The organism is Vibrio sp. NFR (assembly GCF_027587095.1).
Taxonomy (GTDB): domain Bacteria; phylum Pseudomonadota; class Gammaproteobacteria; order Enterobacterales; family Vibrionaceae; genus Vibrio; species Vibrio harveyi.
The window spans coordinates 166,339-189,766 of record NZ_JAPPTN010000007.1; the positions used below are offsets into that span (position 1 = coordinate 166,339).

The following is a 23,428-nucleotide window of genomic DNA, read 5'->3' on the forward strand; positions in this document are numbered from 1 at the left end:
TATGAATTTTCCTAATAAACAAGTTGAATAATTGGATGTTGTTCAATTTGCCCCTCAGAGAGATAGTTTTAGCCATCCAGACATCTTGGTGAAATTTAATCTCGATGTACTGACTCAAACATCAGACACTGAAAGGAATACGGACATGACAACGACAACGCATATTCTTGGATACCCACGCATTGGCGAAAAGCGCGAGCTGAAGTTTGCACAGGAGAAATACTGGCGAGGAGAAATTGAACAAACTGAGCTTAAACAAGTAGGGGCGACACTTCGTGAAAAGAACTGGGCTACTCAAGCTGAAGCAGGATTGAGCTTCGCGACGGCTGGCGATTTTGCTTGGTATGATCATGTATTGACCACCACTCTGCTGCTAGGGCACACACCAAAGCGCCACGCTAATGGCTTTCCGGATTTAGACACACTATTCAAAGTCGGGCGTGGGCAATCTCAAGCGGGTTGCGGTTGTTCTGGGGCGGCTGCGTCTGATATGACCAAGTGGTTTAATACCAACTATCACTACATTGTGCCGGAGTTCAGCAAAGACGATAGTTTTGAAGTCAGTTGGCCTCAATTGTTCGAAGAGGTGAACGATGCCATAAAACTGGGTCATAACGTGAAACCCGTTTTGTTGGGACCATTAAGCTACCTGTATTTAGGAAAAGAAATCGAAGAAGATTTTGATCGCCTCACCTTATTGCCAAGATTACTAACCGCTTATCAAGCGATTCTGTCCAAATTAGCAAATCAAGGCGTCGAATGGGTCCAAATCGATGAGCCGATTCTTTCTCTGGAGCTTGAAGAGAAGTGGGGCGACGCATTCAAATTGGCATATCAAGTCATTCGTAGCGATGTCAAAGTTCTACTTACTACCTATTTTGATTCGGTGAGTGACACGTTAGATAAGATTGTCGAATTGCCAGTTGATGGCCTTCATATCGATTTATCCGCGTCGCCTGAGCAGCTTGATGAGGTGGTGGAAAAACTGCCACAAGGCTGGGTACTTTCTGCGGGTGTGGTGAATGGTCGTAATGTATGGCGCTCTGACTTGAGTGCGCAGCGTGAACGTTTGCAACCCGTTAAGGATAAACTTGGTGACAATCTATGGGTAGCCAGCTCTTGCTCACTGTTACACAGCCCTGTGGATTTGGATCTTGAGCCAGCGCTCAGTGATGAAGTTAAAAGTTGGTTTGCGTTTGCCAAACAAAAAGTCACGGAAGTTGCGTTACTTGGTCGTGCGCTCGATGGTGACCACAACGCGATATTGGCGTGTGATACATATAGCCAACCAATTAAAGATCGCAAAACGGCTGCTCATGTCAACAAGCCACATGTGCAAGCCCGCTTGAATAGCATCTCAACATCCTTAACTGAGCGCAGCGCACCCTATGCAGAGCGAGCTGCGCATCAAGCGGAAGTGTTAGGGTTACCTCTACTACCAACGACGACGATTGGTTCCTTCCCTCAAACCAGTGAGATTCGTGTTCAGCGCAGTGCGTTTCGTAGTGGTCAACTTTCGACGGATGACTATCACCAAGCGCTAAAAGGGCACATTGCAGATGCGGTTAGACGTCAAGAAGCCCTCGATCTTGATGTATTAGTGCACGGTGAAGCAGAGCGTAACGATATGGTGGAGTACTTTGCAGAAAACTTAGCAGGGTTCCAGACGACGAAGTTTGGCTGGGTTCAAAGCTACGGTTCTCGTTGCGTTAAGCCTGCTATTGTTGTCGCAGATATTGAACGTGAAAAACCAATCACGGTTGAATGGTCAACTTATGCTCAGTCTTTAACGAATAAGCAAATGAAAGGGATGCTGACAGGACCAGTGACAATTCTATGTTGGACTTTCCCTCGTGAAGATATCACCCGTAAAGCAATTGCTGACCAACTTGCTTTGGCACTGCGCGATGAAGTGTCTGATTTACAACAGGCTGGCATCAATATCATTCAAATTGATGAACCTGCTATCCGTGAAGGTTTGCCACTGAAAAAACGTGACCATAAAGCGTATCTGCAATGGGCTGTCGATGCATTCAAGATCGCGGCGGCAAGCGCTAAACCAGAAACGCAAATTCATACGCACATGTGTTATAGCGAGTTTAATGAAATCATTGATTCTGTTGCCGCGTTAGATGCAGATGTGATTACCATTGAAACTTCGCGCTCGAACATGGAATTGCTCAAAGCGTTCGAAGACTTCAATTACCCTAACGAAATCGGTCCGGGCGTTTACGATATTCACTCGCCGAACATTCCATCGGAAGAATGGATCGAAGAGCTAATCAAGAAAGCGGCAGAGAAGATTCCGGCACAGCGTCTGTGGGTAAATCCTGATTGTGGATTAAAGACGCGTAACTGGTCAGAAACAGAAGCTGCGTTAGCGAATCTAGTCTCCGCGGCGAAAAAGCTACGAGCGGAGCTGGTTTAGTCGTGAAGATTGAGTAGAAACGAAAAAGCGAGGGGATAGCCCCTCGCTTTTGCTTGTTTGTGATTGGATTAAGCTAACCATTCCAATCTTTACTGTGGCTTTTGACTCGCCGTACAGGTTTGTTCTGAAACCAACTCGTCTGCCATCAACTGACCACGAGAATTTCTAATTTTAATGCGGTACATCAAGCCCATATCGATCTGTTCACGCACTGTTGGTGTGTTGCAGTAAGTATAGATACTGGTGTTCAGTACTTGATTTAGTGGTTTTGCACCGAGTGCATCGTCGTTATAGATCATCATCATCTCAACCACATTTTTGTTGGATGATACGCGTAGGATCTTGAGTGGACCGTATTCGAGCGGTAAACCCGCAGAGAGAACGCCTGCACGATTAGATGCCATCAATTCAAGTTGACGCTGCTTATCATCATTCGATGAACAACCCGCCAAGGCACCTAATGCGAGGAAGAGACACAGTAATTTTTTCATAACTTAAAACACTTTTTTGAACGGTTTTACGATCACGTTTTCGTAAACACCCGCCGCAATATAAGGATCCGCATCAGCCCAAGCTTGCGCATCTTCCAAAGATGCGAACTCGGCGATTACGGTCGAGCCAGTAAAGCCCGCTTCACCTGGATTGTCAGAATCGATAGCTGGCATTGGACCGGCGGTCAACAAGCGACCTTCGTCATGAAGCTGTTGCAAGCGCTCAAGATGTTGAGGGCGAACACTCAGACGCTTTTCCAATGAATTCTCGACGTCCTGAGAAAAGATGACGTACCACATAGCATAGTTCCTTAATCGGTGGGGTAAAGCCTTAATTTAACGCCTTTTTTGTGCCTCTCACAAGTCAACATAAGAAATTGTGAGCTTCTTCCTAGCATTTGGTCCCTTTCGGGTGCTTTGTTACTTCAGAATTGGGCGAGGCTTACCATCACTGTCGATTGCGACATAGTTAAAGGTGGCATCACAAACCATGAAGCGGTCTTCAACACCATCGACTTTGACTGGTTTTACCCAAACCTCTAGATCAACGCTCATCGAAGTGCGACCAATTTTACTGCATACGCCGTAGCAACATACAACGTCCCCAACGCTAACAGGCTTTTTAAAGGTAATGCTGGAAACTGACACAGTAACAACGCGACCTGAAGATATTTCTTTGGCCAAGATTGCGCCAGCTAAGTCCAACTGAGACATGATCCAACCACCGAAGATATCGCCGTTGGCATTGGTGTCGGCCGGCATTGCCAAAGTACGAAGCAGTAATTGCCCTTTAGGTGAATGACCTTCTTCACTCATGATGACATCCTAATATTTCTAATATGCAAAAAATGGAGCAAACAACAAAACAGCGACCCTTGGGTCGCTGCGAATAATCAATGTGCGCGGATTATAGCAAAACTGAGTTTTTAATCATCAACCGATACATCGGATGAGTTTTCTTTCTGCTCTTTGTCGTCTTTTGGTAGATGTTTGTAGATATAAAAGCCCGTTGCAATCATATAAACCACTGTCGCAATCAATAAGCCAAACACCTTAAAGTTAACCCATACATCAAGCGGTAAGGTATACGCGATGTAGAGATTGAATACGGCGAAGAAGGAGAAAAAGCCAACCCAAGCCCAGTTTATTTTGCTCCAGACGGCGTCAGGTAGCGTTAATTCTTTGCCTAACATGCCTTTTATAGCGGATTTCCCCATGGCGTGGCTTACCGTTAAGCCAACGGCAAACATGACGTAAACGATGGTTACTTTCCATTTAATAAAGTTGTCGTCATGCAGAAAGATGGTCATACCACCGAAGACCGCCACCATAATGAAAGTGACCAGTTGCATCTTTTCCACTTTTTTGTACAAGGCAAATGTCACAACCAACTGGATTGCCGTTGCGACAATCAATGCGCCGGTCGCCATATAAATGTCGTACATCTTGTATAGGGCAAAAAAGATAATCAGAGGGATAAAATCAAGGATTTGCTTCATATGGCAAATACTACCTAGTTGTTGAGTTGAGGACAGTCTAGCGAAATCTGAGGCAAAGTGAACATCTATATACCCAAGTGACTTCAAGATGCAGGATTCAGAGCGTTGTCATTGATTCGAGAACAAGGAAAACAACGCAGTGTAATAGCCACCTCTTTCCAAGTTGTTTGACGCAGTAATCGGGTCAATGACACGCTCCCAAAGGGCGAGTTGTCTTGGCTTGTATACTTTGTTGCCGATTCTTGATTTAGGCCCACTAAACCTTTAAATCGCCGCCGCGTCTACAAACCAAGTCATTCTCGCTGAACCTAGCATCTCGAGGTTACTTGGGTATAGGTCGAAAGGAAAATAAAATTGCCGCTCAAGAAGCGGCAATTTGAGGTAACAAGTAGGTTAGGCGACCTCTTGATATCGAGTAATGAGCGTTTTCACGTCCTCTAGATAACCTTCGCGTAGTAGGTTGTCGACGGTCGCTTCAAGCTCGTCATGACTCATGGTGAAACATGTTGATTTGCCGGTCATTAAATTCAGGTACTGGTGATACTCTTCTTCGGTGTAATGTCCAACACGGTCAAGCAATAAGGTTTTGATGCCGTGGTGTATCAAGCCGTAATATGTGTGTCTATGAAGCATCATGTTCACTCCTTATCAAGCGACTCTTCTTTGTTGTTGAGGGCTTGAATCAATGGATAATTCGATTTGTACTTCAGTAATGCATATCAGGTGCCAACTATTCGCTCTGTGTTTCAAAAGTGTGCGAAGCAGCGTCCTTATCTAGCCACTCTTTGAGAACATGACGTAGAGCAGCCAAGGTGGTGGGCTTCTCTAACCGTCCATCCATGAGCTTGCTAATCATCTCCAGTTCACGTTCTCCAGACTCTCCAGATAAAGCGATGATAGGGGTGTAAGCGGACATTGCTTTGATGTGCTTACTCGCTTCAAAGCCATTCATCACAGGCATCTGCACATCCATTAGAACCAAATCCACGGAGTGGTTTTTAAACATTTCAACGGCATTCTCACCGTTGTTGGCTTGCAGGCTATTCACGCCGAGTTGGTTTAAATACATCTTCACCAACGCACGTTGCACCTCTTTGTCATCAACAATGAGTACTGTTGGTGCATCTTTATCTATTGATACGTTGTCAACGACGTTTTGTTCAGTGCGTGGCTGGTTTTGTTTCCAGTCATTGAAATACGGAGTCCGCAGTGTTTCTGCTTTCGGTGCGTTGGGCACTACAGGGAAATACAGATGGAACTCGGTAAACTCACCGCGCTTCGATACACATTCAATTCGTCCACCAAACGATCGCATAACGCGTTGACAATAGCCCAATCCTAAGCCACTGCCGCCACTCTTTTGATGTGAGAAAAAGTCATCAAAAATTTTATGAGAAATGGTTTCGTCGATGCCTGGACCTGTATCTCGAAAGATCAGTACGTTCTCGTAAGAACCGGTTTTGGTGCTGATCTCAATTTGACTGTCTGGATAAGAGTCAAAATAGTAAATTGCGTTGCGAATGAGATTGAAAATGACAAAGTTGAATAAGGTTTCATTAAGTTTTGCCACAAAGTCAGCGTGTTGCGGTAAGCGGATTCGTTCAATAATCTTCTCATTTTCAAAACCGTAGCGACTTACGGCTTGGTCTACAGCCTTATGGATAGAGGTCATGGCAATCGGCTCGTGCTCTGGTGAGCTATCACTGACCTCGCGCAAAATGATATCGATTAATTGGCGGCCGCGTTGGATCGCTGTTTGTCCATTCTCAATATCAACCAAGATCTGTTCGGTCGGTGCTTGAGATTCGATGTGCTGCTTTAAGGCTTCAAATTGCAACTGCACTTGGGCGAGTGGGTTGCGCATCTCGTGAGCAATCGAATTGGCAAGTGCTCGGCTTTGGCGAATACGGCGATCTGCTTCGATCGTGCTTTGTACTCGAGTAAGCAGCGTCTGCAAGGCGGAGATTTCCTCGTTAGAGAACATCTGATTGTTGATTTTATGCGGCGAGACCAATAGGTGTGTGACAGATTTACCCTGACCAAACAGCGGCATCACCAATGCTGTATTGTTCGAACTCATCTTATCGTAAAGCGCTTTCATTGAACGCTTAGCTGGAACTTTGTATTCAAGTTCTTCAGAAAGCTCATCAAAGACAAGCACTGAATTGTTTGATGAAAGGTAATCTTCGTAGAATGTTTCATTGTAGTTACTGGTGACCAGGCGCAGCTTGTCATTAGGAATCTGCAGCAGTGTTCCTAAGCGGCGCATTGCATCATCAATTGAGAGTTTAAAGTCCTCTTCTAGCGCCAATATTTGTTGGACAGGTGTCTTTTTATCACCGTAAATCAGGAAAGAGGCGTAACGGCTTACGCGTTTGTATAGCAAGCCCCAAGTGATCCCGATTAAAGCGCAGATCGGCGTGGCAATTAACCATTGGTTATTGTCAGTCATCGGGATAAAGATAGCCCCCAATGGAAGCACGAAAATAGCACATACCAATAAGGCACTTAACGTCATGTACGCTAGGTACTTCACGCTGTAGAAGCGCGAGGTCAGCAGTGCATACCCGACAAAGAGCATCTCACTGATCGACAGCGCGGGTGGCAACCATGTCAGAGAGAAATCACCCAAGAAGTAGGTCATACCAAGATGAATGGTCGCGGTAGAGAGCATGAATACTAAAATGCCCGCGATCATGTAGTTGGTTTTTGCTAGCGTAAGTTTGCTGCTGTTTGCTCGCATGGCGACGAGGTTGACCAAAGTGAGCACAACGAAACTGACCAAACCAATAAAGAAATAGGACGTGTGTGAGCCAAATTCGATAACAAACTGGCTAGGACCTTCAATATCGACGTGTTCGACTGTCAAATCTGGACGCAAATTGATAAACAGTGAATACACCGTCAAGGTGACAAAGATACCTTGCTGCCACAAATGCACTTTGCCTTTGCGTTGCTCTGCCGCAAGCTGGCAAGAAAAATAGTAAGCAAAGGCGAAAGCAAAAAAGGATGCTAAGTTAGCAAACTTCGCCATAAAGATGCCCGCCGAAGCACCAAGTTCAGGCAAGAGATTGGTATGGAAGTAAGCGTTACTGCTGATCCACGCAATGATACACACTGAATACGCAATGTAGGGCGCATGGTGTGTACCAAAGATCACTTCGTTCTTTTGTTTGAGTCGATAGCAGTAATAGCTTAACCAGATCATCACCACCGCCACTGTCGCAAGTAACGTGATGGCTTTGGTGTAAACGATTGCCTCTAAGCTGAGATCAAACATGTTCGTCCCTTTCGACCGATTTGCCTTTTCTTATCGCACTTACGGTGCGTTTGTAGTGGCGAAAATCGATGTTATTGAAGGCTTTGACCATCATTTCAAAATTCCAAAATCCACGGTAAGTCTTTTTACCGTCATTGTTTAGGTCGCAATATCCCGAATGGAAATACGCTTCTTTATCAATTGCTTTATAAAAGTTGAGCATGAAAGGTTGCTCAATGATTGTGAAGCCGACTTTGTAACCTGCTTGGTGCAAAACACTCATTAATTCTTTTTGAGCAAGATAGAGATAGTAGAGCTTTTGTTGAGCATTTCCACTTACCGTCAGTCGCAATACTTCGCATACCGATTTTTTATCAGACAATTGTAACTTGAATTCGTTATCAAATTCTTGGAGAGAGTAACACTTTGACAGTGTTGGCGATGTAAACAGCTGTAAGCGAGCTAGGGTCTCTTCTGCGTGCTCTGGTAAGCAATAATGCCACTTTGCATTGCTAAACTGCGGCGCATAACTTAGCCATGTATTGTGTATCTGCCAATCCTGAATCAAAGCTGAAGCAACGAGCGTTGGACACGATTCCTCATCAGGGTGCTTGAGTAAGATGAAGTGCTTACCGACTTGAGATAGAAAGAGTAAAGGCAACATTTCGTACCACTTTTCACCTTGTATAAAAAGCTCAAGATTACTCAATGTAATTGCATCACTGATTGACATTGCATGCGGATGGCTGGGGATTTGTACCGCAAGTTGCGCATCTTCTATTCGCTCAATCAATGCGCCGTAGTACGCGCTGTCCTTAAATGGCAAGGAGGGCGAAGTAGGGGCAGACGTTGTGAATGGAGCTTTGGCTTTGATCGCGGCAATTTCGCACGCGCACCAAAACTCGAGCCAATGCATGTAACATTGACCGACGACCTTTTCTAGCAAAGCAATATCGGCTGAAAGTGTGCTTGGGTAACGTTGCACAAGATCTCGATAGTCCATCAATTCGAACAGCACAGAAAAGCTGTTGTCCTGATGTTCAGGGAAGATAGAGACTAATTGGTTTCTGCGATAATCAGTAATAGTCTGAAATAGAGCAGCGCGCTCGTGCGGTTGATATGCGTTGATGACGAGTTCAAGCAATGCTTGCTGTTTTGTTTCGATAGGCAGACAGCTCGTCGACAGTGAGCCTAAAGACGACGTAAATTTCATGGTTCAACCTAGCCTAGGTTTATTGATTTTTTATGTTTATGGCTCCCTTATATCACTTGAGAAAAAATATGCCATTGGTTTCTATTTAAATGGTTACTTACTGCAATGTTAAGTACAAAAAAAGCCGCTCTTTTGAGCGGCTTGTTTAAAATGCGTTCAGGCTTATGCTTCTTGCTTTTGAAGCTCAACTTGTGCCGCTTCTTCTTCAACTAAAGCATCTACGATAACTGCACATGCAGCGTCACCGGTGATGTTTAGTGCGGTACGAATCATATCGAAGATACGGTCTAGAGCGAACAATAGTGGCAGACCTTCGATTGGAATACCTGCAGCAAGCAGTACTGCAACGACTAGGAATGACGGGCCTGGAACACCAGCTTGACCTACTGCACCTAACGTTGAAGTCACGATGATAGCGATGTACGCGCCCATGCCTAAGTCGATGTTGAACAGTTGCGCGAAGAAAATTGCAACCAGACCATAGTAAATTGCGTTACCGGACATGTTGATGGTTGCGCCAAGAGGAAGAACAAAGGATGCTGTTGAGTTTTTAACGCCCAGCTCTTTCTCACACGTATCCATTGTAACTGGTAGTGTCGCCATCGATGAAGCTGTAGACAGGGCAACCGCTTGTGGCTTCTTCATTGCAGATACGAACTTTTTCGCCGATGTCTTAGTGAAGATGTGCACCATTGCTGGGTACACAACGAAACCGAAGACAAGGATTGCTGCAACGTAAACAACGAAAAGCTTGAACACTACCATTAGAGCGCCAAACCCGAACGTACCCACAGCTTCAGCCATAAGACCGAATACACCAATAGGGGCAATAATCATGACCTTGTTGATCATCCAAACCATTGCGTCAACGATGCAGTTTACGCCATTGATGATTGGTTCACGGCGTGCTTTTTCTTGTTTTGAAATCGCAATACCGAAGAACATACAGAACACAAGGATCTGAAGGATGTTCGCTTCGTTTAGTGATTGGAAAACGTTCGTTGGAATCATACCAGTGATGGTAGCCCAGAAAGTAGGTAGTTCACCTTTTGAAGCGTACTCAGCAGAAAACATGCCTTCAACGCCAGAAACGTCGATACCCATGCCCGGTTGGAATACTTCACCCATAAACAGCGCTAGTGCAACAGCGAGCGCTGACGTTAGACCGAAGTAACCTAGGGTTACTAACCCCACTTTACCTGCAGATTGACTGTTACCTAGACCAGCCGCACCTGAGATCAGCGCCACTGCAACCAAAGGGATCACAAGCATTTTGATCAGGTTGATAAAGATAGCACCAAGCGGCGCGAATACAGTCGCACTTTGACCCATGAAGGCACCAACGGCAGTACCCACGATCATTGCAATGACGACTTGCACGCCAATGTTGTTTAGCAAACTCTTTTGTTTTAACACTTCCATAACCTCTGTGCTAATAATATGTAAAATCCTAAAATTACCCACCAATCTAAAGTTGTTATTTGGATAATTATATCGCCTTGCTTTTTACACTTATCATTCACAATTAGCAATACAATTTCCGTACAAACTGACCAACTAACTGGGAATTTATTGATGAATGATAGTTTTTTAATCAGAGGCAAACGATTGCTATCGATCGTAGTGATATTTTTACTGGGTGATGTTTATAAAATAGATGGTAAGGAAGAGGAGAATTTAGAGAATGGATGTTAAAAAAAAGATCGATTCCGAATGGTTAATAAGGAATCGATCTCATATTCCACAAATCAGTAATACGTTATTTTTGTGTTGCAGCTTTCATTGCTGATACAAACTCGCCAAGCTTGTTGAGCATGGTTTGCGGTTGCTCTACGTTTGCTTCAATGATCTTCACAACAGCCGAACCAGAGATAGCACCTGCAGCACCTGATTCTAGTGCTTCTTTTACTTGAGCTGGCTCTGAGATACCAAAACCGAGTAACGCTGGTGGCGCATTGAATTGGTTCAGCTTATCTAGCATATGACCAACTGGCATGTTTGCTTTGGTTTCTGCACCAGTAACGCCGGCACGAGAGAGTAGATAAGTATACCCACCGCCAAGCTCTGATACTTGCTTAAGCGTTTCGTCACTGGCTGTAGGTGGCGCGATAAAGATTGGGTGAATACCAAACTTCTCAGCGGCTGCGACAAACTCTGCACTTTCGTTGGTTGGTACGTCTGCAATCAGAACAGAATCGATGCCCGCTTTTGCACAACGCTCATAGAAGTTCTCGATACCACGTGAGTAAACAAGGTTTGCGTACATCAGAAGACCAATTGGTAGCTCGGGATATTTCGCTCGGATCTTACCAATTTGCTCGAAGCAGATATCAGGCGTAGCACCAGATTCTAGAGCACGAATGTTCGCCCCTTGAATTGTCGGACCATCTGCCAGTGGATCAGAGAATGGGATACCCAGCTCTAAAGCATCTGCACCGGACTCCACGAGCGTTTCCATGATTTGGTAGGACTGTTCAGCGTTTGGATCGCAAACCGTTACGAACGGTACAAACGCGCCTTGGTTTTTCTCGTTTAGGCGCTCAAACATCTTTGCATAACGGCTCATTAGATCGCTCCTTTTTCTTCTAGGATGGCGTGCACAGTGAAGATATCTTTATCACCACGACCTGATAGGTTTACAACTAACAATTGCTCTTTTTCTGGGTTCTCTCGAGCCATACGCAGGGCGTGTGCCAGTGCATGAGAAGATTCGAGAGCAGGAATAATACCTTCATGACGCGCAATTTCTTGAAATGCTTCTAGTGCTTCATCATCGGTGACGTTGTCATATTCGGCACGACCAATAGCGTTAAGATGCGCATGCTGTGGACCTACAGATGGGAAGTCTAGACCCGCAGAAACAGAGTAAGACTCTTCTACCTGACCGTTTGGATCTTGCATCAAAGGTGCTTTCATACCAAAGAAGATACCCGTTTTACCGTGCTTAAGTGGTGCACCATGTTGGTCTGTATCGATGCCTTTACCCGCAGGTTCTACACCAATTAGGCGAACGCTTTCTTCTTCGATAAAGTCAGCAAACATACCAATCGCGTTTGAGCCGCCACCAACACACGCGATAACGGCGTCAGGAAGACGACCTTCACGTGCCAAAATCTGATTCTTCGTTTCTTCACCAATCATTCTCTGGAAATCACGAACGATCGTTGGGAATGGGTGAGGACCTGCAGCTGTACCTAGTAGGTAGTGTGCGTCTTCGTAAGTTGCAGACCAGTCGCGTAGTGCTTCGTTACATGCGTCTTTAAGTGTTGCTGAACCTGAGTGAACTGGAATTACTTCAGCACCCATGAGTTTCATACGGAATACGTTCGGGCTTTGACGTTCAACGTCTTTTGCACCCATGTAAACACGACATTTCAGACCAAGTAGCGCACACGCTAGTGCAGTTGCTACGCCGTGTTGACCTGCGCCGGTTTCTGCGATGATTTCGTTTTTGCCCATGCGTTTCGCAAGCAGCGCTTGACCTAACACTTGGTTAGTTTTGTGTGCGCCACCATGAAGTAGATCTTCACGCTTGAGGTACAGTTTGGTTTTCGTACCTTTAGTTAGGTTACGAGTTAGAGTCAGAGCTGTTGGACGCCCCGCATACTCTTGAAGAAGCGTCATGAATTCACTGCGGAATTCTGGATCTTCTTGTGCGTCGATAAACGCTTGCTCTAGTTGCTCTAAGGCTGGAACTAGAATTTGCGGAACGTACTGACCGCCGTATTCGCCAAAGTAGGCATTCAGTTTTGCCATCGTGATATTCCTTCTCGTATTTTTTTCGCTACGAATAGCTTTAAATTTTTAGCTACAAACAGCTTTAGTAGTTGCGAATTGCATTGAATGCCGCGAGCAACTTCTGTGAATCTTTCTTACCTGGTGCGCTTTCTACACCAGAATTTAAATCTAGTCCCAAGCAGCCCAAATTTGCTGCTTGTCTTGCATTCTCTGGCGACAACCCGCCAGCCAGCATAATTTGACTGGGGTCGCCGATCAGTGACCAATCAAACACGTGACCTGTTCCGCCTGTTTGAGTGCCAACTTGAGCATCCAAAAGATGGCGGTCTATGTTATCTACAAGCAGTTCTGGCTTGGCATCAGTAACGCCGTAAGCTTTCCAGATTTCAACACCTGATGGCAGCTCTGCTTTGAGTTGGTTGACGTAAGCTTGATCTTCTTGACCGTGCAGTTGGACTGCTTTTAACCCCAGAGAGGTCACCATTGAAGCAACAAAGTCGATGTCGTGGTTTTGGAATACACCTACATAATGAAGAGGTGCGCCACTCATCGTTAGACGAGCACTTTCCAGATCCACAGCACGCTTTGACTTTTCAACAAAAATTAGACCGCCAAACACTGAGCCAGCTTGGTATGCCTTTGCTGCATCATCAGGATGAGTTAAGCCACACACCTTGTTTTCACCCAACGTCACTTTACGAACCGCAAGCTCTAGGTTGTCTTCTGCCATCAGCGAGCTACCAATCAAGAACCCGTCTGCGTATTCCACTAAATCACGAACTTGTTGATGCGTATAAATGCCAGACTCTGAAATCACGGTTGCGTTTGGTGCTAATTCGCGAATTGTTGGTGCCAGTTCTTTAGTACGATTCAAATCAGTACTTAGGTCGCGCAAGTTACGATTATTGATTCCGATAACACGCGCTCCTAACTTAACCGCGCGATGAAGCTCTTCTTCGTTGCTAACTTCAGTCAGAATACCCATGTTTAAACTGTGTGCCGCTTCTTCTAGCGCTTTGTACTCTTCGTCATTCAGGACTGAAAGCATCAGCAATACGGCATCGGCGCTGTAATGACGCGCTAGGTAAACTTGGTAGGCATCTACCATAAAGTCTTTGCACAGAACGGGTTGTTTGACTTGACCACGCACTTGAGGAAGAAAGTCAAAGTTACCTTGGAAGTACTTTTCGTCTGTTAATACCGAAATGGCATCAGCATGGTTGTTATAAACCGATGCAATGTAATCCAAGTCGAAGTGATCACGAATCAAACCTTTAGAAGGAGATGCCTTCTTGCATTCGGTGATGAAAGCCGTCTTTTCGCCACTCAGAGCGTCGTAGAAGCTGCGGTCCGATGGCAGCAAATCAGACTGAAATGTGCTTAGCGGTTGAGACAACTTACGGTCTGCTACCCATTGATATTTATCGCGGACAATTTTCGCCAGTACTTCTGCCATTTCTGCTTCTTTTTTAGAAACGTGCTCAGATAGGTTGTCAGCTTGCTGAGTGTTGAAGTCAGTCATCTTCTTCAATTCCTTAAGCGTGTGCGGCAAGTTGTTGTACCAATTGGTACGCCTTGCCTGAATTCATTGCCTCAATCGCTTGTTGCGTGTTGGCTTTTAAATCTTCGTCACCGAATAGACGCATTAGCAGAGCAACGTTCACTGCCACTGCACCCAATTGTGCGTCTGTACCTTTACCCGTCAGGATATTGGTAATGATCGCCTTGTTTTCTTCAGGATCTCCACCTTTGATTGCTTCTAACGGGTGCGCTTCTAGACCGAAGTCTGCTGGTGTTAGCGTGTACTCAGTGATCTTGCCGTCTTTGATTTCTGCAACCGTTGTTTCGCCATGAATCGCGACTTCGTCCAAACCACTTCCGTGTACCACTGCGGCGCGCTTCATACCCATTTGTAGCATGGTTTCCGCGATAGGACGAACCAGTTCTTCACTGTAAACACCCATCAATTCGATGTTTGGACGAGCTGGGTTAATCAGCGGACCAAGAATGTTAAAGATGGTGCGTGTTTTCATAGTTTGACGCACAGGCATCGCATGGCGCACACCACCGTGGTATTGAGGTGCAAATAGGAAAGCAACACCGATATCGTCGACCGCTTTGCGCGTATCTTCTGCGCTCATGGCTAGGTTGATACCAAATGAATCAAGAAGGTCAGAAGAACCCGATTTGCTTGAAACGCTGCGGTTGCCGTGCTTTGCCACTTTTAGACCACATGCTGCAGCAACAAATGCCGCGGTGGTTGAAATATTGATGGTGTTGTGACCGTCTCCACCAGTACCTACGATATCTGCGAAATCGTAATCTGGGCGAGGAAATGGGTTTGCGTTTGCCAGCAGTGCTTTTGCCGCACCCGCAATTTCATCCGGTGTTTCGCCTTTGATTTTTAGTGCAGTCAGTGCTGATGCCATCAAAATCGGATCGAGTTCACCACGGATGATGATGTCGAACAGTTGTTGGCTCTCTTCCTGAGTCAGTGACTCTTGCTCGTACAACTTGGTAATAATAGGGTTGATGATTGCTTCCATATTTCCTCTCCTAAATTTCTTATGTGCCAAGCGCTTTTTTAAGCAGTGAGGGAATTCACTGAAGTTTGTACTTCGAGTGCCCATTCAATGGCATTGGCCAACAGTGTCGCTCCGTAGGTCGTCATAATAGATTCCGGGTGGAACTGGAACCCGCAAACTTTATCTTTTTCATGTACAACAGACATGACCAAATCATCCACTTCTGCTGTGATGGTTAGGCTCTCAGGAACCTTGGTTGCAACTAACGAGTGGTAACGTGCAATTGCAAGTGGTGATGGTAGGTTTTGGTAAATCGCATGGTTTTGGTGCTCCATCATAGAGACCTTACCGTGAATGATTTCGCCTGCACCAGCAACGGTACCGCCGTAAGCTTCAACAATTGCTTGGTGACCAAGACAAATACCAATCATAGGAACTTTGCCTTTCAGCAATTGAATTAGCTCTGGCATTGAGCCTGCTTCAGACGGCGCACCAGGACCTGGCGATAGCAGTACCACGGGGTTCTCAAGCTCATTCACTGCTTGTTCAATGGTTTTTGCTGGAATGTTGTTTCGGTAAATCTTGACTGAGTGACCTAGCGAGCGGAACTGATCCACAAGGTTGTAGGTGAACGAGTCAAAGTTATCGATAAAAATGATATTAGCCATCTCTGAACCCTATTCCTTATTGTGACTTATGTGCTGCTTGAATAGCAGAAATTACCGCTTGGGCTTTCCCGCGTGTTTCGTCTGCTTCTGCTTGTGGATCAGAATCAAACACCACACCTGCGCCTGCTTGAACTTGAGCAATGCCGTTCTCAACATAAGCTGAGCGGATCACGATACAAGTATCTAATGTACCTTCGCCGGTAAGGTAACCTACTGCGCCTCCGTAGCTACCGCGGCGTGCGCCCTCTACATCACGAATCAACTGCATTGCACGAATCTTTGGTGCGCCAGTTAGTGTGCCCATGTTCATACAAGCTTGGTAAGCGTGCAGGGCGTCTAGATCGTTACGTAGTTGCCCAACGACACGAGATACCAAGTGCATTACGTGGCTGTAGCGGTCGACTTTGAGTAAGTCTGCGACGTGGCGAGTTCCAGCTTGAGCAATACGTGCGACGTCATTTCGTGCTAAGTCGACTAGCATCATGTGCTCAGCGTTTTCTTTCATGTCAGTGCGCAATTCGAGTTCGATACGGCTATCCAAGTCAAAATCGATATCACCGTTTGGACGTTTGCCACGGCGGCGAGTCCCTGCGATTGGGTAGATTTCAATTTGGTTAGTGTCTGTTTCGTACTTGAGCGCACTCTCTGGTGATGCTCCGAATAGAGTGAACAGCTCGTCTTGCATGTAGAACATGTAAGGGCTTGGGTTGCTCTGTTTTAGCTCTTTATAAGCTGTCAATGGAGAAGGGCAAGGTAGCGTAAATCGGCGAGACGGTACGACTTGGAATACATCCCCTTTTACGACGAACTCTTTTAGGTCACGAACGATTTGGCAGAAGTCATCGTCAGACACGCTTGGTCTAACTGTCACATCCGCGATTTGCTCTGCACTTGGCAGTAGTTTTGGTGCTGCGCATTGTGCACTGATTTCTGAGATGCGAGTTTCTAGCGCTGTTTTTTCTGAATCATCAACAAATAAAGTTGCTTGCAGCTGACAAGATTCTGTTTGGTGGTCCACAACCAGCAGTGTTTCGGCGACGTAGAAAACGTAATCTGGGCATTGGTTTGTGGCTTCTGCATTGCCCAGTGGTTCGAAGTTAGCGACCAAGTCGTAGGCAAACAAACCACCAAGGAAAATCGCGTGTTTGTCTTGGTCCGAGATATCGAAGCTGTGCTGAACCAAACGCAGCGCATCAAATGAAGAGGCTTCACGCAGTCGAGAGTCTTCATCTAGCGTGTCGCACGGGTGGGTGAAATCTAAAGTCAGTGTTTCGCCATCGAGCTCACTCTCGACATCACCACGGATGTTTTGGTTTAAGTGAGTTAGTAGGTTCTTACCGTTATTGGTCAACGCTTGCATCTTGACAGTGTGACCGTAACAAACGATGCGTACGGCTGAATCAACAATCAACAGCGACTTCAAATCTTGCTTTGAATCGATCTCAGCAGATTCCAGCAACAGACTGTCAGTTTTGTTCTCACATAATGTGTGGAACAAGCGAGTCGGGTCTTGAGTATAAGGGACGGAAGCCGTCAGTACTTCAAGCTGTCCAAGTTTCTTAATTTCAATGGCCTTGTTCACAAGACCTCCTTATAGCTGTTTTATATCTTCCTGCCGTACATAGTCGCATAAAGCAAACGTTCACCCAATCTAGTTTTGGTCATATCCGATGAATGTTTGAGCAGTTAACTGTGAGGTAGACGGCAAAACAAAAAGCCCGCTGAAGTAGCGGGCTTTGTGACATTTCATTCGTTAAACTAGAAGTACACGTTCGCCCACCAAGAACTTGTCCAAGTGCGCCACCAAGCTAGATCAACAGAATTCATCTTATTAAGACGATCTGCAACTTTCGCTTCCTGGTTTTGGTTAAATTCTTGTAACATGGTGAGCCTTAAATTAGGTACTTCGTATTTGTGTACTAGTTAACTAGTGCAGAGATAAAAAGTCAACCCCAAAACAGCATTAAAACGACAAAAAAATGAGAATTGATTTACACAGCCACACCACTGCATCAGATGGTCGCTTTGCACCACATGATCTAGTAGACAGGGCATTGAGTTTTGATATCGAGGTTTTGGCGATCACGGATCATGATACGGTTGACGGCTTAGCTCCGGCCAAGCAATACGTTGAAGAAAATAATCTTCCGATAAAAATCATCAACGGTATCGAGATTTCCACGGTTTGGCAGAATAAAGATATTCATATTGTTGGGTTAAACATTGACCCGGACAGCCCAGCGTTGGTTGAGTTAATCGAGCAACAAAAAAAGCATCGCGTTACACGTGCAGAGCTTATTGCGGAACGTTTACAGAAGGCGACCCGTGAAGGTGTGCTGGAAGAAGTGCAGCAAATCGCTGGTGATGCGCCTATTACCCGTGCGCACTTTGCTAAGTGGTTGGTCGACAACGGTTACGCCAAGACCATGCAGATGGTGTTTAAGAAGTTTCTGACGCGCACCAATCCGGGTTATGTCCCACCAAACTGGTGCTCAATGAAAGATGCGGTAGATGCTATTCATGCCGCGGGTGGTCAAGCGGTACTCGCGCATCCGGGGCGTTACCAACTGACGGCAAAGTGGGTAAAACGCTTATTAGCCGCGTTTGTTGATGCTGGTGGAGACGCTATGGAAGTGGCGCAACCCCAACAAGCGCAACAAGAAAGACGCAACTTGGCGGATTATGCTATACAATACAAACTATTAGCGTCTCAAGGCAGTGATTTTCACTATCCATCACCGTGGATGGAGTTGGGAAGAAACCTTTGGTTACCTTCGGGCGTAGAGCCAGTTTGGAAAGATTGGGGAATTGACCCTTCTCTAGAAAGCGCTGAATAAGACGGAGTCTAGACTCCATAAAAAAATATAGAGCCGAGAGGTTCGATAATGAGGAATTACAATGAGCCAGTTTTTTTACGTTCATCCAGAAAACCCACAGGCTCGCTTGATCAATCAAGCAGTAGCAATCATTCGTAACGGCGGTGTTGTGGTGTATCCGACCGATTCCGGTTATGCACTAGGCTGTCAATTGGAGAACAAGCAGGCGTTAGAACGCATCTGTCAGATTCGTCGTCTGGATGACAAGCATAACTTTACTTTGTTATGTCGTGATTTGTCGGAGTTATCTCTGTATGCGCGTGTTGATAACGCCGCATTCCGACTTCTGAAAAATAACACTCCTGGTCCTTACACTTTTATCTTCAAAGGCACAAAAGAAGTGCCGCGTCGTTTGATGAACGCGAAACGTAAGACCATTGGTATCCGTGTTCCAGATAACCGTATCGCACTTGATCTGCTTGAAGCGTTAGGCGAGCCAATGATGTCGACGTCGCTGATCTTACCGGGTAGTGATGTTACTGAGTCAGATCCTGAAGACATCCGCGATAAGCTTGAGCATGCGGTAGATGTGATCCTTAATGGCGGTTATCTTGGTGAGCAACCAACGACAGTGATTGATTTCAGTGAAGGCGATGCTGTTGTAGCACGTGTTGGTTCGGGCGATCCTGCACCATTTGAATAGTTCGCTCTATTGGTAATGAAATAAGAAAGGGAGGCACAGAAGCCTCCCTTTTTATTTTTAATAAAGCCTATCGCTGAGCATTTAGCTTATGCGAAATCGAAGATATCAATGCCGTGGTGTTCGACGTAGTTCATGTATCCCGCATCAATGCCTTTTAGTGTGACTTCAACATTGAACTGATCGCTTGAGAATACAGCCCAACCAAAATCGTTGTAAGACAGAGTCAGATCGTCGGCGGAATCCAAGAATGTATCGCGAATGCCGTCGTCATTGGTGTCTAGACCCATATCAAAGACCAACTTGTCGTGGCAAATATTAAAGTCGAGAATTTCCGCTTTTACTTCAATGTCGTTTGATGAGACGGGTTGGTCTGGCACACCGATGGCAAGGCGATTGGTCATTACGAAAGTGTCATCACCGCAACCTCCAGCGATCACCGAATGACCGTCACCGACCACGACGGTATCATCGCCCCAACCAGCGTTGATGAAGTTGTTACCTGAGTAGTCAAAAATCGTATCGTCGCCACAACCACCAAACAACAGGTCGTTGCCTAGACCGCCAGACAGAAAATCATCACCAGAGCCACCTGAGATGAGATCATTACCTCGGCCACCTAACAGGTGATCGTCACCACGACCCCCATAGACATAGTCATTACCGCCGTAACCAACAAACTTATCATCGCCGCCGAAGCCAACAAAAATATCGGTCGTGTTCGAACCTAATGTGCCCGTTAGATCGTCATCTGCTGCCGTACCAAATATCCAATTCAGGTCAAGATTTGTATGAGACATTTATTATTCCTTTGTTTTGTTTGAGGGAGCTAGCAAGCTATTGGGTTTTCTTTGTTACCACTCTGATAATTTTATCAGGTAGGTCAGGTTTTTAGAGGTGAAAGGCGACCTATAATAGTGCGGTTCTCGATGGTCTTTGTCTGGTACTAAGTTGGACAAATTGATGAGGGAAGTGTGAGTTTATGACCGATATTTTGCTACGCCAATGTCGACGATTTCGCTTACATTAAGTCGTAGAATCTCGTATAATGTCCGACCGAAAAAATCCCAATAGGTTGGGTAACTTGCACAATGAAGACCAATTCTGGTCTCGACGTCTGTGAAGACGACACATAGGTAGATAAATGAGCGAAAAGTTACAAAAAGTATTAGCACGTGCTGGACACGGTTCTCGTCGTGAGATCGAATCGTTAATTAAATCTGGTCGCGTTAGCGTGAACGGAATCGTAGCTAAACTTGGTGAAAGACTAGAAGATGAGAACAGCGTAGTTCGTATCGATGGTCACATTGTGTCTGCAAAGGCACAAGAAGAAGTGATCTGTCGTGTATTGGCTTACTACAAGCCAGAAGGTGAACTATGTACTCGTCACGACCCTGAAGGTCGTCGCACTGTTTTCGATCGTCTGCCAAAAATTCGTGGCTCTCGTTGGATTTCAGTTGGTCGTCTTGATGCGAACACATCTGGCCTACTGCTTTTCACAACTGATGGTGAATTGGCAAACCGCCTAATGCACCCAAGCCGTCAGGTTGAGCGTGAATACCTAGTGCGTGTGTTTGGTGAAGTGAACGAGAAAAAAGTTCGTAACCTAGTAAGTGGTGTAGAACTTGAAGATGGTATGGCTCGTTTTGAAGACGTAGTACACGCGGGTGGTGAAGGTATGAACCACACGTTCTACGTAGTAATTAACGAAGGTCGTAACCGTGAGGTTCGTCGTTTGTGGGAATCTCAAGAATGTACGGTTAGCCGTCTAAAACGTGTTCGTTACGGTGATATCTTCCTAGACAAGAAACTACCTCGTGGTGGTTGGATGGAACTTGACCTGAAAGAAGTGAACTACCTGCGTGAGCTTGTAGAACTTCGTCCAGAGAAAGAAACCATGCTTGATCTGAACAAAGACAACACATCACGTAAGCGTGAACGTGCTCGTAGCCAAAAAATCCGTCGCGCAGTTAAGCGTCACGAAGAGCGTGTTAACACACCAAAAGGTCGCAGCAACAATCCTTCTCGTCGTAAGCCGAAGAAGACTGCAGGTGACCAAGGTGCACGTAACAAGCATCGTTAATCGATAGCAGAAAATCAGAAAGGCTTGCCAAATCGGCAAGCCTTTTTCTTATCGAGCCTTTCGAGTTTACGAGCTTTCATGTCTTTCAATCATGCTTGTGCAATTAATAAACATAAAAAAACACCAGCATGAGGCTGGTGTTTTTGATCATGATAGGGAAAGCGTTAGTCACGTTTCCAAAGCATATGACAGAACTTATGTTCTGGGTCTCGACTGATTAGCATACGAGCAAAAACGTCATCAAGCACGTCATTTTCCTCGTTTACTAAGCCGATTCGAACTTCTGCATACACTTCTTTGTCGATATCGAAGCCAACGTGTTCAACCCAGTCATCACCAGTTTCAACAAGTTCTGCGGCACCACGATCTTCAAATTGCGCAGTAAACAGAATGACATCAGCGGGCTCTAGGTTATCTGGAGCCATCTCAAGGAAGATGTCGTACGCAGCGTCGATAACGTCGTCGTAAGAAATCAAATCAGACATGCTTATGCTCGGCTCATGTATTTACGTTCAGTCGTGTTAATGATAACACGGTCACCAGTTGCGATGTATTCAGGAACTTGGATTACAAGACCTGAAGCAAAGCGTGCTGGTTTAGTACGTGCAGATGCAGAAGCACCTTTGATTGAAGGGTCAGTTTCTTCAATCACTAGCTCAACAGAAGATGGTAGTTCGATACCCACAGCAGCACCGTTCACAAGGATAATGTGGATACCTTGTGTGTCTTCGTTGATGAACAGCATGTCGTCTTCAACTTCATTGTGCTTGAATGTGTATTGTGAGTAGTCTTCGTTGTCCATGAAGATGTGCTCATCGCCGTCAGCGTATGAGTACACAACTGCACGTTTGTTCATTTCTACTGTTTCAACAACATCATCAGACTTGTAACGCTCGTCTACACGAGCACCAGTGTTCAGATCTGTACAACGCATTTTGTAGATTTTAGCGCCGCCACGACCGCCAGGAGTCGTTACTTCGATGTCTTTAACTAGAAGAGTTTTACCATTAGACTCGATTGCGAAGCCTTTTTTGATTTCACTTGCCTTTGGCATTGTATTTTCCTATTACACTTATTAAGCAAAACTTGGTGATTATAGCGCTAAGTTCTTTGTCTGGCATTAAAATTCCACTCAGTAATTTGAACATTAATAAGGAGATGAATAGGCTTGATCCAAACGTAATGCTGGTGGATCATATAGCCCTTCGTCCGTTAAAAGCTTGAGATCGCGTTTTCTTCAATGTCTCTCCCTATTATCGATCCAAAACATCCTTTCCAACCTGAATTCGAACCTCTGCTCAGAGAAGTTCTCGCATGCCTAAAAGGTGGGCTTGGCGCAAACTTGCACAGTGTTTACGTCTACGGTAGCGTGGCCCGTAAGTCTGCGGTCGCAGGTAGATCGAATCTTGATATGGTGGTTGTGACAAAGGCGGACTTTGAAAACAACCGCGCCACGTTACTAAACACCATCAAATGGCGAGCACAGCAAGGGTATCCTCATGTGAAAGGGGTGTCGATTCGCACGGCGTTGGTCAATGAAGTAGCCAATCTCGATAGCATTTTTACTTGGGGTTTTATGCTCAAGCATTGCTGTGTGTGTGTTTATGGTGATGATCTGGCAGATTGCTTTGGTGATTATGTACCAAGTTGGGAGATTGCTAAGCACTGGAACATGGATGTGGAAGATTGGCTATCGGTGTATCGTACCAAGATTGTACAAGCACAAAGTGTTGAAGAGCTGGTCAGTGCTCAAGTTATTATCGCCAAGAAACTGCTTCGCGCTTCGTATTCTTTAATCATGTATCGTGATAAACGTTGGTTTGACGACCCGCTTAAATGTGGCGAAGTGTTTTTGCAGTATCACCCAGAAAAGCAACTTGAGATAGAACGCCTTGGTATTCTGCTCTCTGGACGTCCTATCCCTAAACGCTCTGTGGTTGGGTTATTGGACGGTTTTGGCGATTGGTTAGTAAAGCAATATCAGAAAACCGAATTCCGCATTGGTTAA

23 protein-coding genes and 1 other annotated feature are annotated in these 23,428 nt (G+C 45.5%); of the genes, 5 read left to right on the plus strand and 18 right to left on the minus strand.

Features of this window, described 5'->3' with window-relative positions; translation table 11 throughout:
- Window positions 1-145: 145 nt before the first annotated feature.
- A complete protein-coding gene (gene metE, locus OH463_RS15185) occupies window positions 146-2,428 on the plus strand; it encodes a 5-methyltetrahydropteroyltriglutamate--homocysteine S-methyltransferase (RefSeq protein WP_114091993.1) in 2,283 nt (760 codons plus the stop codon).
- Between the two features lie 89 nt (window positions 2,429-2,517).
- Here the strand turns inward: metE and OH463_RS15190 are convergent, their stop codons facing one another.
- The 15 genes from OH463_RS15190 to OH463_RS15260 all read right to left on the minus strand — a co-directional run bounded on the left by OH463_RS15190 (window position 2,518) and on the right by OH463_RS15260 (window position 17,705).
- Window positions 2,518-2,919, minus strand: a complete 402-nt coding sequence (locus tag OH463_RS15190) for a GspS/AspS pilotin family protein (RefSeq protein ID WP_005445026.1) — start codon at window positions 2,917-2,919, stop codon at window positions 2,518-2,520.
- A gap of 3 nt (window positions 2,920-2,922) precedes the next feature.
- Entirely contained in the window at window positions 2,923-3,219 is a 297-nt protein-coding gene (locus OH463_RS15195; protein ID WP_005445027.1) for a YciI family protein, read from the minus strand.
- Between the two features lie 120 nt (window positions 3,220-3,339).
- Entirely contained in the window at window positions 3,340-3,735 is a 396-nt protein-coding gene (gene yciA, locus OH463_RS15200; protein ID WP_005445028.1) for an acyl-CoA thioester hydrolase YciA, read from the minus strand.
- Between the two features lie 110 nt (window positions 3,736-3,845).
- A complete protein-coding gene (locus OH463_RS15205) occupies window positions 3,846-4,418 on the minus strand; it encodes a septation protein A (protein ID WP_017189432.1) in 573 nt (190 codons plus the stop codon).
- A 393-nt stretch (window positions 4,419-4,811) separates the two neighbouring features.
- On the minus strand, window positions 4,812-5,054 hold the full coding sequence (locus OH463_RS15210; RefSeq protein ID WP_009698417.1) for a hypothetical protein: 243 nt from the start codon (window positions 5,052-5,054) through the stop codon (window positions 4,812-4,814).
- Window positions 5,055-5,148: 94 nt separating this feature from the next.
- Entirely contained in the window at window positions 5,149-7,698 is a 2,550-nt protein-coding gene (gene luxN, locus OH463_RS15215; protein ID WP_009698416.1) for a quorum-sensing autoinducer 1 sensor kinase/phosphatase LuxN, read from the minus strand.
- On the minus strand, window positions 7,691-8,890 hold the full coding sequence (locus tag OH463_RS15220) for an acyl-homoserine-lactone synthase (protein WP_269991545.1): 1,200 nt from the start codon (window positions 8,888-8,890) through the stop codon (window positions 7,691-7,693). The genes luxN and OH463_RS15220 overlap by 8 nt, the downstream gene beginning before the upstream one ends.
- Window positions 8,891-9,052: 162 nt before the next feature.
- Window positions 9,053-10,312 carry a dicarboxylate/amino acid:cation symporter gene (locus tag OH463_RS15225; protein WP_005445037.1) on the minus strand — a complete coding sequence of 420 codons (1,260 nt, stop codon included), beginning with the start codon at window positions 10,310-10,312 and terminating at the stop codon, window positions 9,053-9,055.
- Window positions 10,313-10,649: 337 nt separating this feature from the next.
- The gene (trpA, locus tag OH463_RS15230; protein WP_009698413.1) at window positions 10,650-11,456 is read right to left on the minus strand and encodes a tryptophan synthase subunit alpha; all 807 of its coding nucleotides are present in this window, start codon (window positions 11,454-11,456) and stop codon (window positions 10,650-10,652) included.
- Window positions 11,456-12,646 carry a tryptophan synthase subunit beta gene (gene trpB / locus OH463_RS15235; RefSeq protein ID WP_005445041.1) on the minus strand — a complete coding sequence of 397 codons (1,191 nt, stop codon included), beginning with the start codon at window positions 12,644-12,646 and terminating at the stop codon, window positions 11,456-11,458. Before trpB ends, trpA begins: the two co-directional genes overlap by 1 nt.
- A 64-nt stretch (window positions 12,647-12,710) precedes the next feature.
- Window positions 12,711-14,150 carry a bifunctional indole-3-glycerol-phosphate synthase TrpC/phosphoribosylanthranilate isomerase TrpF gene (gene trpCF, locus OH463_RS15240; protein WP_033008711.1) on the minus strand — a complete coding sequence of 480 codons (1,440 nt, stop codon included), beginning with the start codon at window positions 14,148-14,150 and terminating at the stop codon, window positions 12,711-12,713.
- Window positions 14,151-14,163: 13 nt separating this feature from the next.
- A complete protein-coding gene (gene trpD / locus OH463_RS15245) occupies window positions 14,164-15,174 on the minus strand; it encodes an anthranilate phosphoribosyltransferase (protein WP_005445045.1) in 1,011 nt (336 codons plus the stop codon).
- A 38-nt stretch (window positions 15,175-15,212) separates the two neighbouring features.
- On the minus strand, window positions 15,213-15,821 hold the full coding sequence (locus OH463_RS15250; protein ID WP_017817896.1) for an aminodeoxychorismate/anthranilate synthase component II: 609 nt from the start codon (window positions 15,819-15,821) through the stop codon (window positions 15,213-15,215).
- Between the two features lie 16 nt (window positions 15,822-15,837).
- On the minus strand, window positions 15,838-17,403 hold the full coding sequence (locus tag OH463_RS15255; protein ID WP_005445049.1) for an anthranilate synthase component 1: 1,566 nt from the start codon (window positions 17,401-17,403) through the stop codon (window positions 15,838-15,840).
- Window positions 17,404-17,529: 126 nt separating this feature from the next.
- Window positions 17,530-17,633: a sequence feature (Trp leader region), on the minus strand.
- A complete protein-coding gene (locus OH463_RS15260) occupies window positions 17,580-17,705 on the minus strand; it encodes a hypothetical protein (protein ID WP_005445052.1) in 126 nt (41 codons plus the stop codon). It overlaps the preceding feature by 54 nt.
- Before the next feature lie 95 nt (window positions 17,706-17,800).
- Here OH463_RS15260 and rnm point away from each other — a divergent pair, with 95 nt between their 5' ends.
- Both rnm and OH463_RS15270 read left to right on the plus strand, forming a co-directional pair.
- Window positions 17,801-18,658 (plus strand): RNase RNM, encoded by an 858-nt coding sequence (rnm, locus tag OH463_RS15265; RefSeq protein WP_005445055.1) that lies wholly within the window; start codon window positions 17,801-17,803, stop codon window positions 18,656-18,658.
- A gap of 61 nt (window positions 18,659-18,719) precedes the next feature.
- Window positions 18,720-19,340 carry an L-threonylcarbamoyladenylate synthase gene (locus tag OH463_RS15270; RefSeq protein WP_005445057.1) on the plus strand — a complete coding sequence of 207 codons (621 nt, stop codon included), beginning with the start codon at window positions 18,720-18,722 and terminating at the stop codon, window positions 19,338-19,340.
- Window positions 19,341-19,426: 86 nt separating this feature from the next.
- Here OH463_RS15270 and OH463_RS15275 read toward each other — a convergent pair whose 3' ends face one another.
- Window positions 19,427-20,137, minus strand: coding sequence for a calcium-binding protein (locus tag OH463_RS15275; RefSeq protein WP_009698409.1), 711 nt, complete (start codon window positions 20,135-20,137; stop codon window positions 19,427-19,429).
- A gap of 344 nt (window positions 20,138-20,481) precedes the next feature.
- Here OH463_RS15275 and rluB point away from each other — a divergent pair, with 344 nt between their 5' ends.
- Entirely contained in the window at window positions 20,482-21,420 is a 939-nt protein-coding gene (gene rluB / locus OH463_RS15280; RefSeq protein ID WP_005445061.1) for a 23S rRNA pseudouridine(2605) synthase RluB, read from the plus strand.
- 164 nt (window positions 21,421-21,584) lie between these two features.
- Here the strand turns inward: rluB and OH463_RS15285 are convergent, their stop codons facing one another.
- Both OH463_RS15285 and efpL read right to left on the minus strand, forming a co-directional pair.
- Window positions 21,585-21,905, minus strand: a complete 321-nt coding sequence (locus OH463_RS15285; protein ID WP_005431208.1) for an HI1450 family dsDNA-mimic protein — start codon at window positions 21,903-21,905, stop codon at window positions 21,585-21,587.
- A gap of 2 nt (window positions 21,906-21,907) precedes the next feature.
- On the minus strand, window positions 21,908-22,474 hold the full coding sequence (gene efpL / locus OH463_RS15290) for an elongation factor P-like protein EfpL (protein WP_005445063.1): 567 nt from the start codon (window positions 22,472-22,474) through the stop codon (window positions 21,908-21,910).
- Between the two features lie 186 nt (window positions 22,475-22,660).
- On the opposite strand from efpL, the gene OH463_RS15295 reads away from it, so the two are divergent.
- Window positions 22,661-23,428 carry a hypothetical protein gene (locus OH463_RS15295; protein WP_005445065.1) on the plus strand — a complete coding sequence of 256 codons (768 nt, stop codon included), beginning with the start codon at window positions 22,661-22,663 and terminating at the stop codon, window positions 23,426-23,428.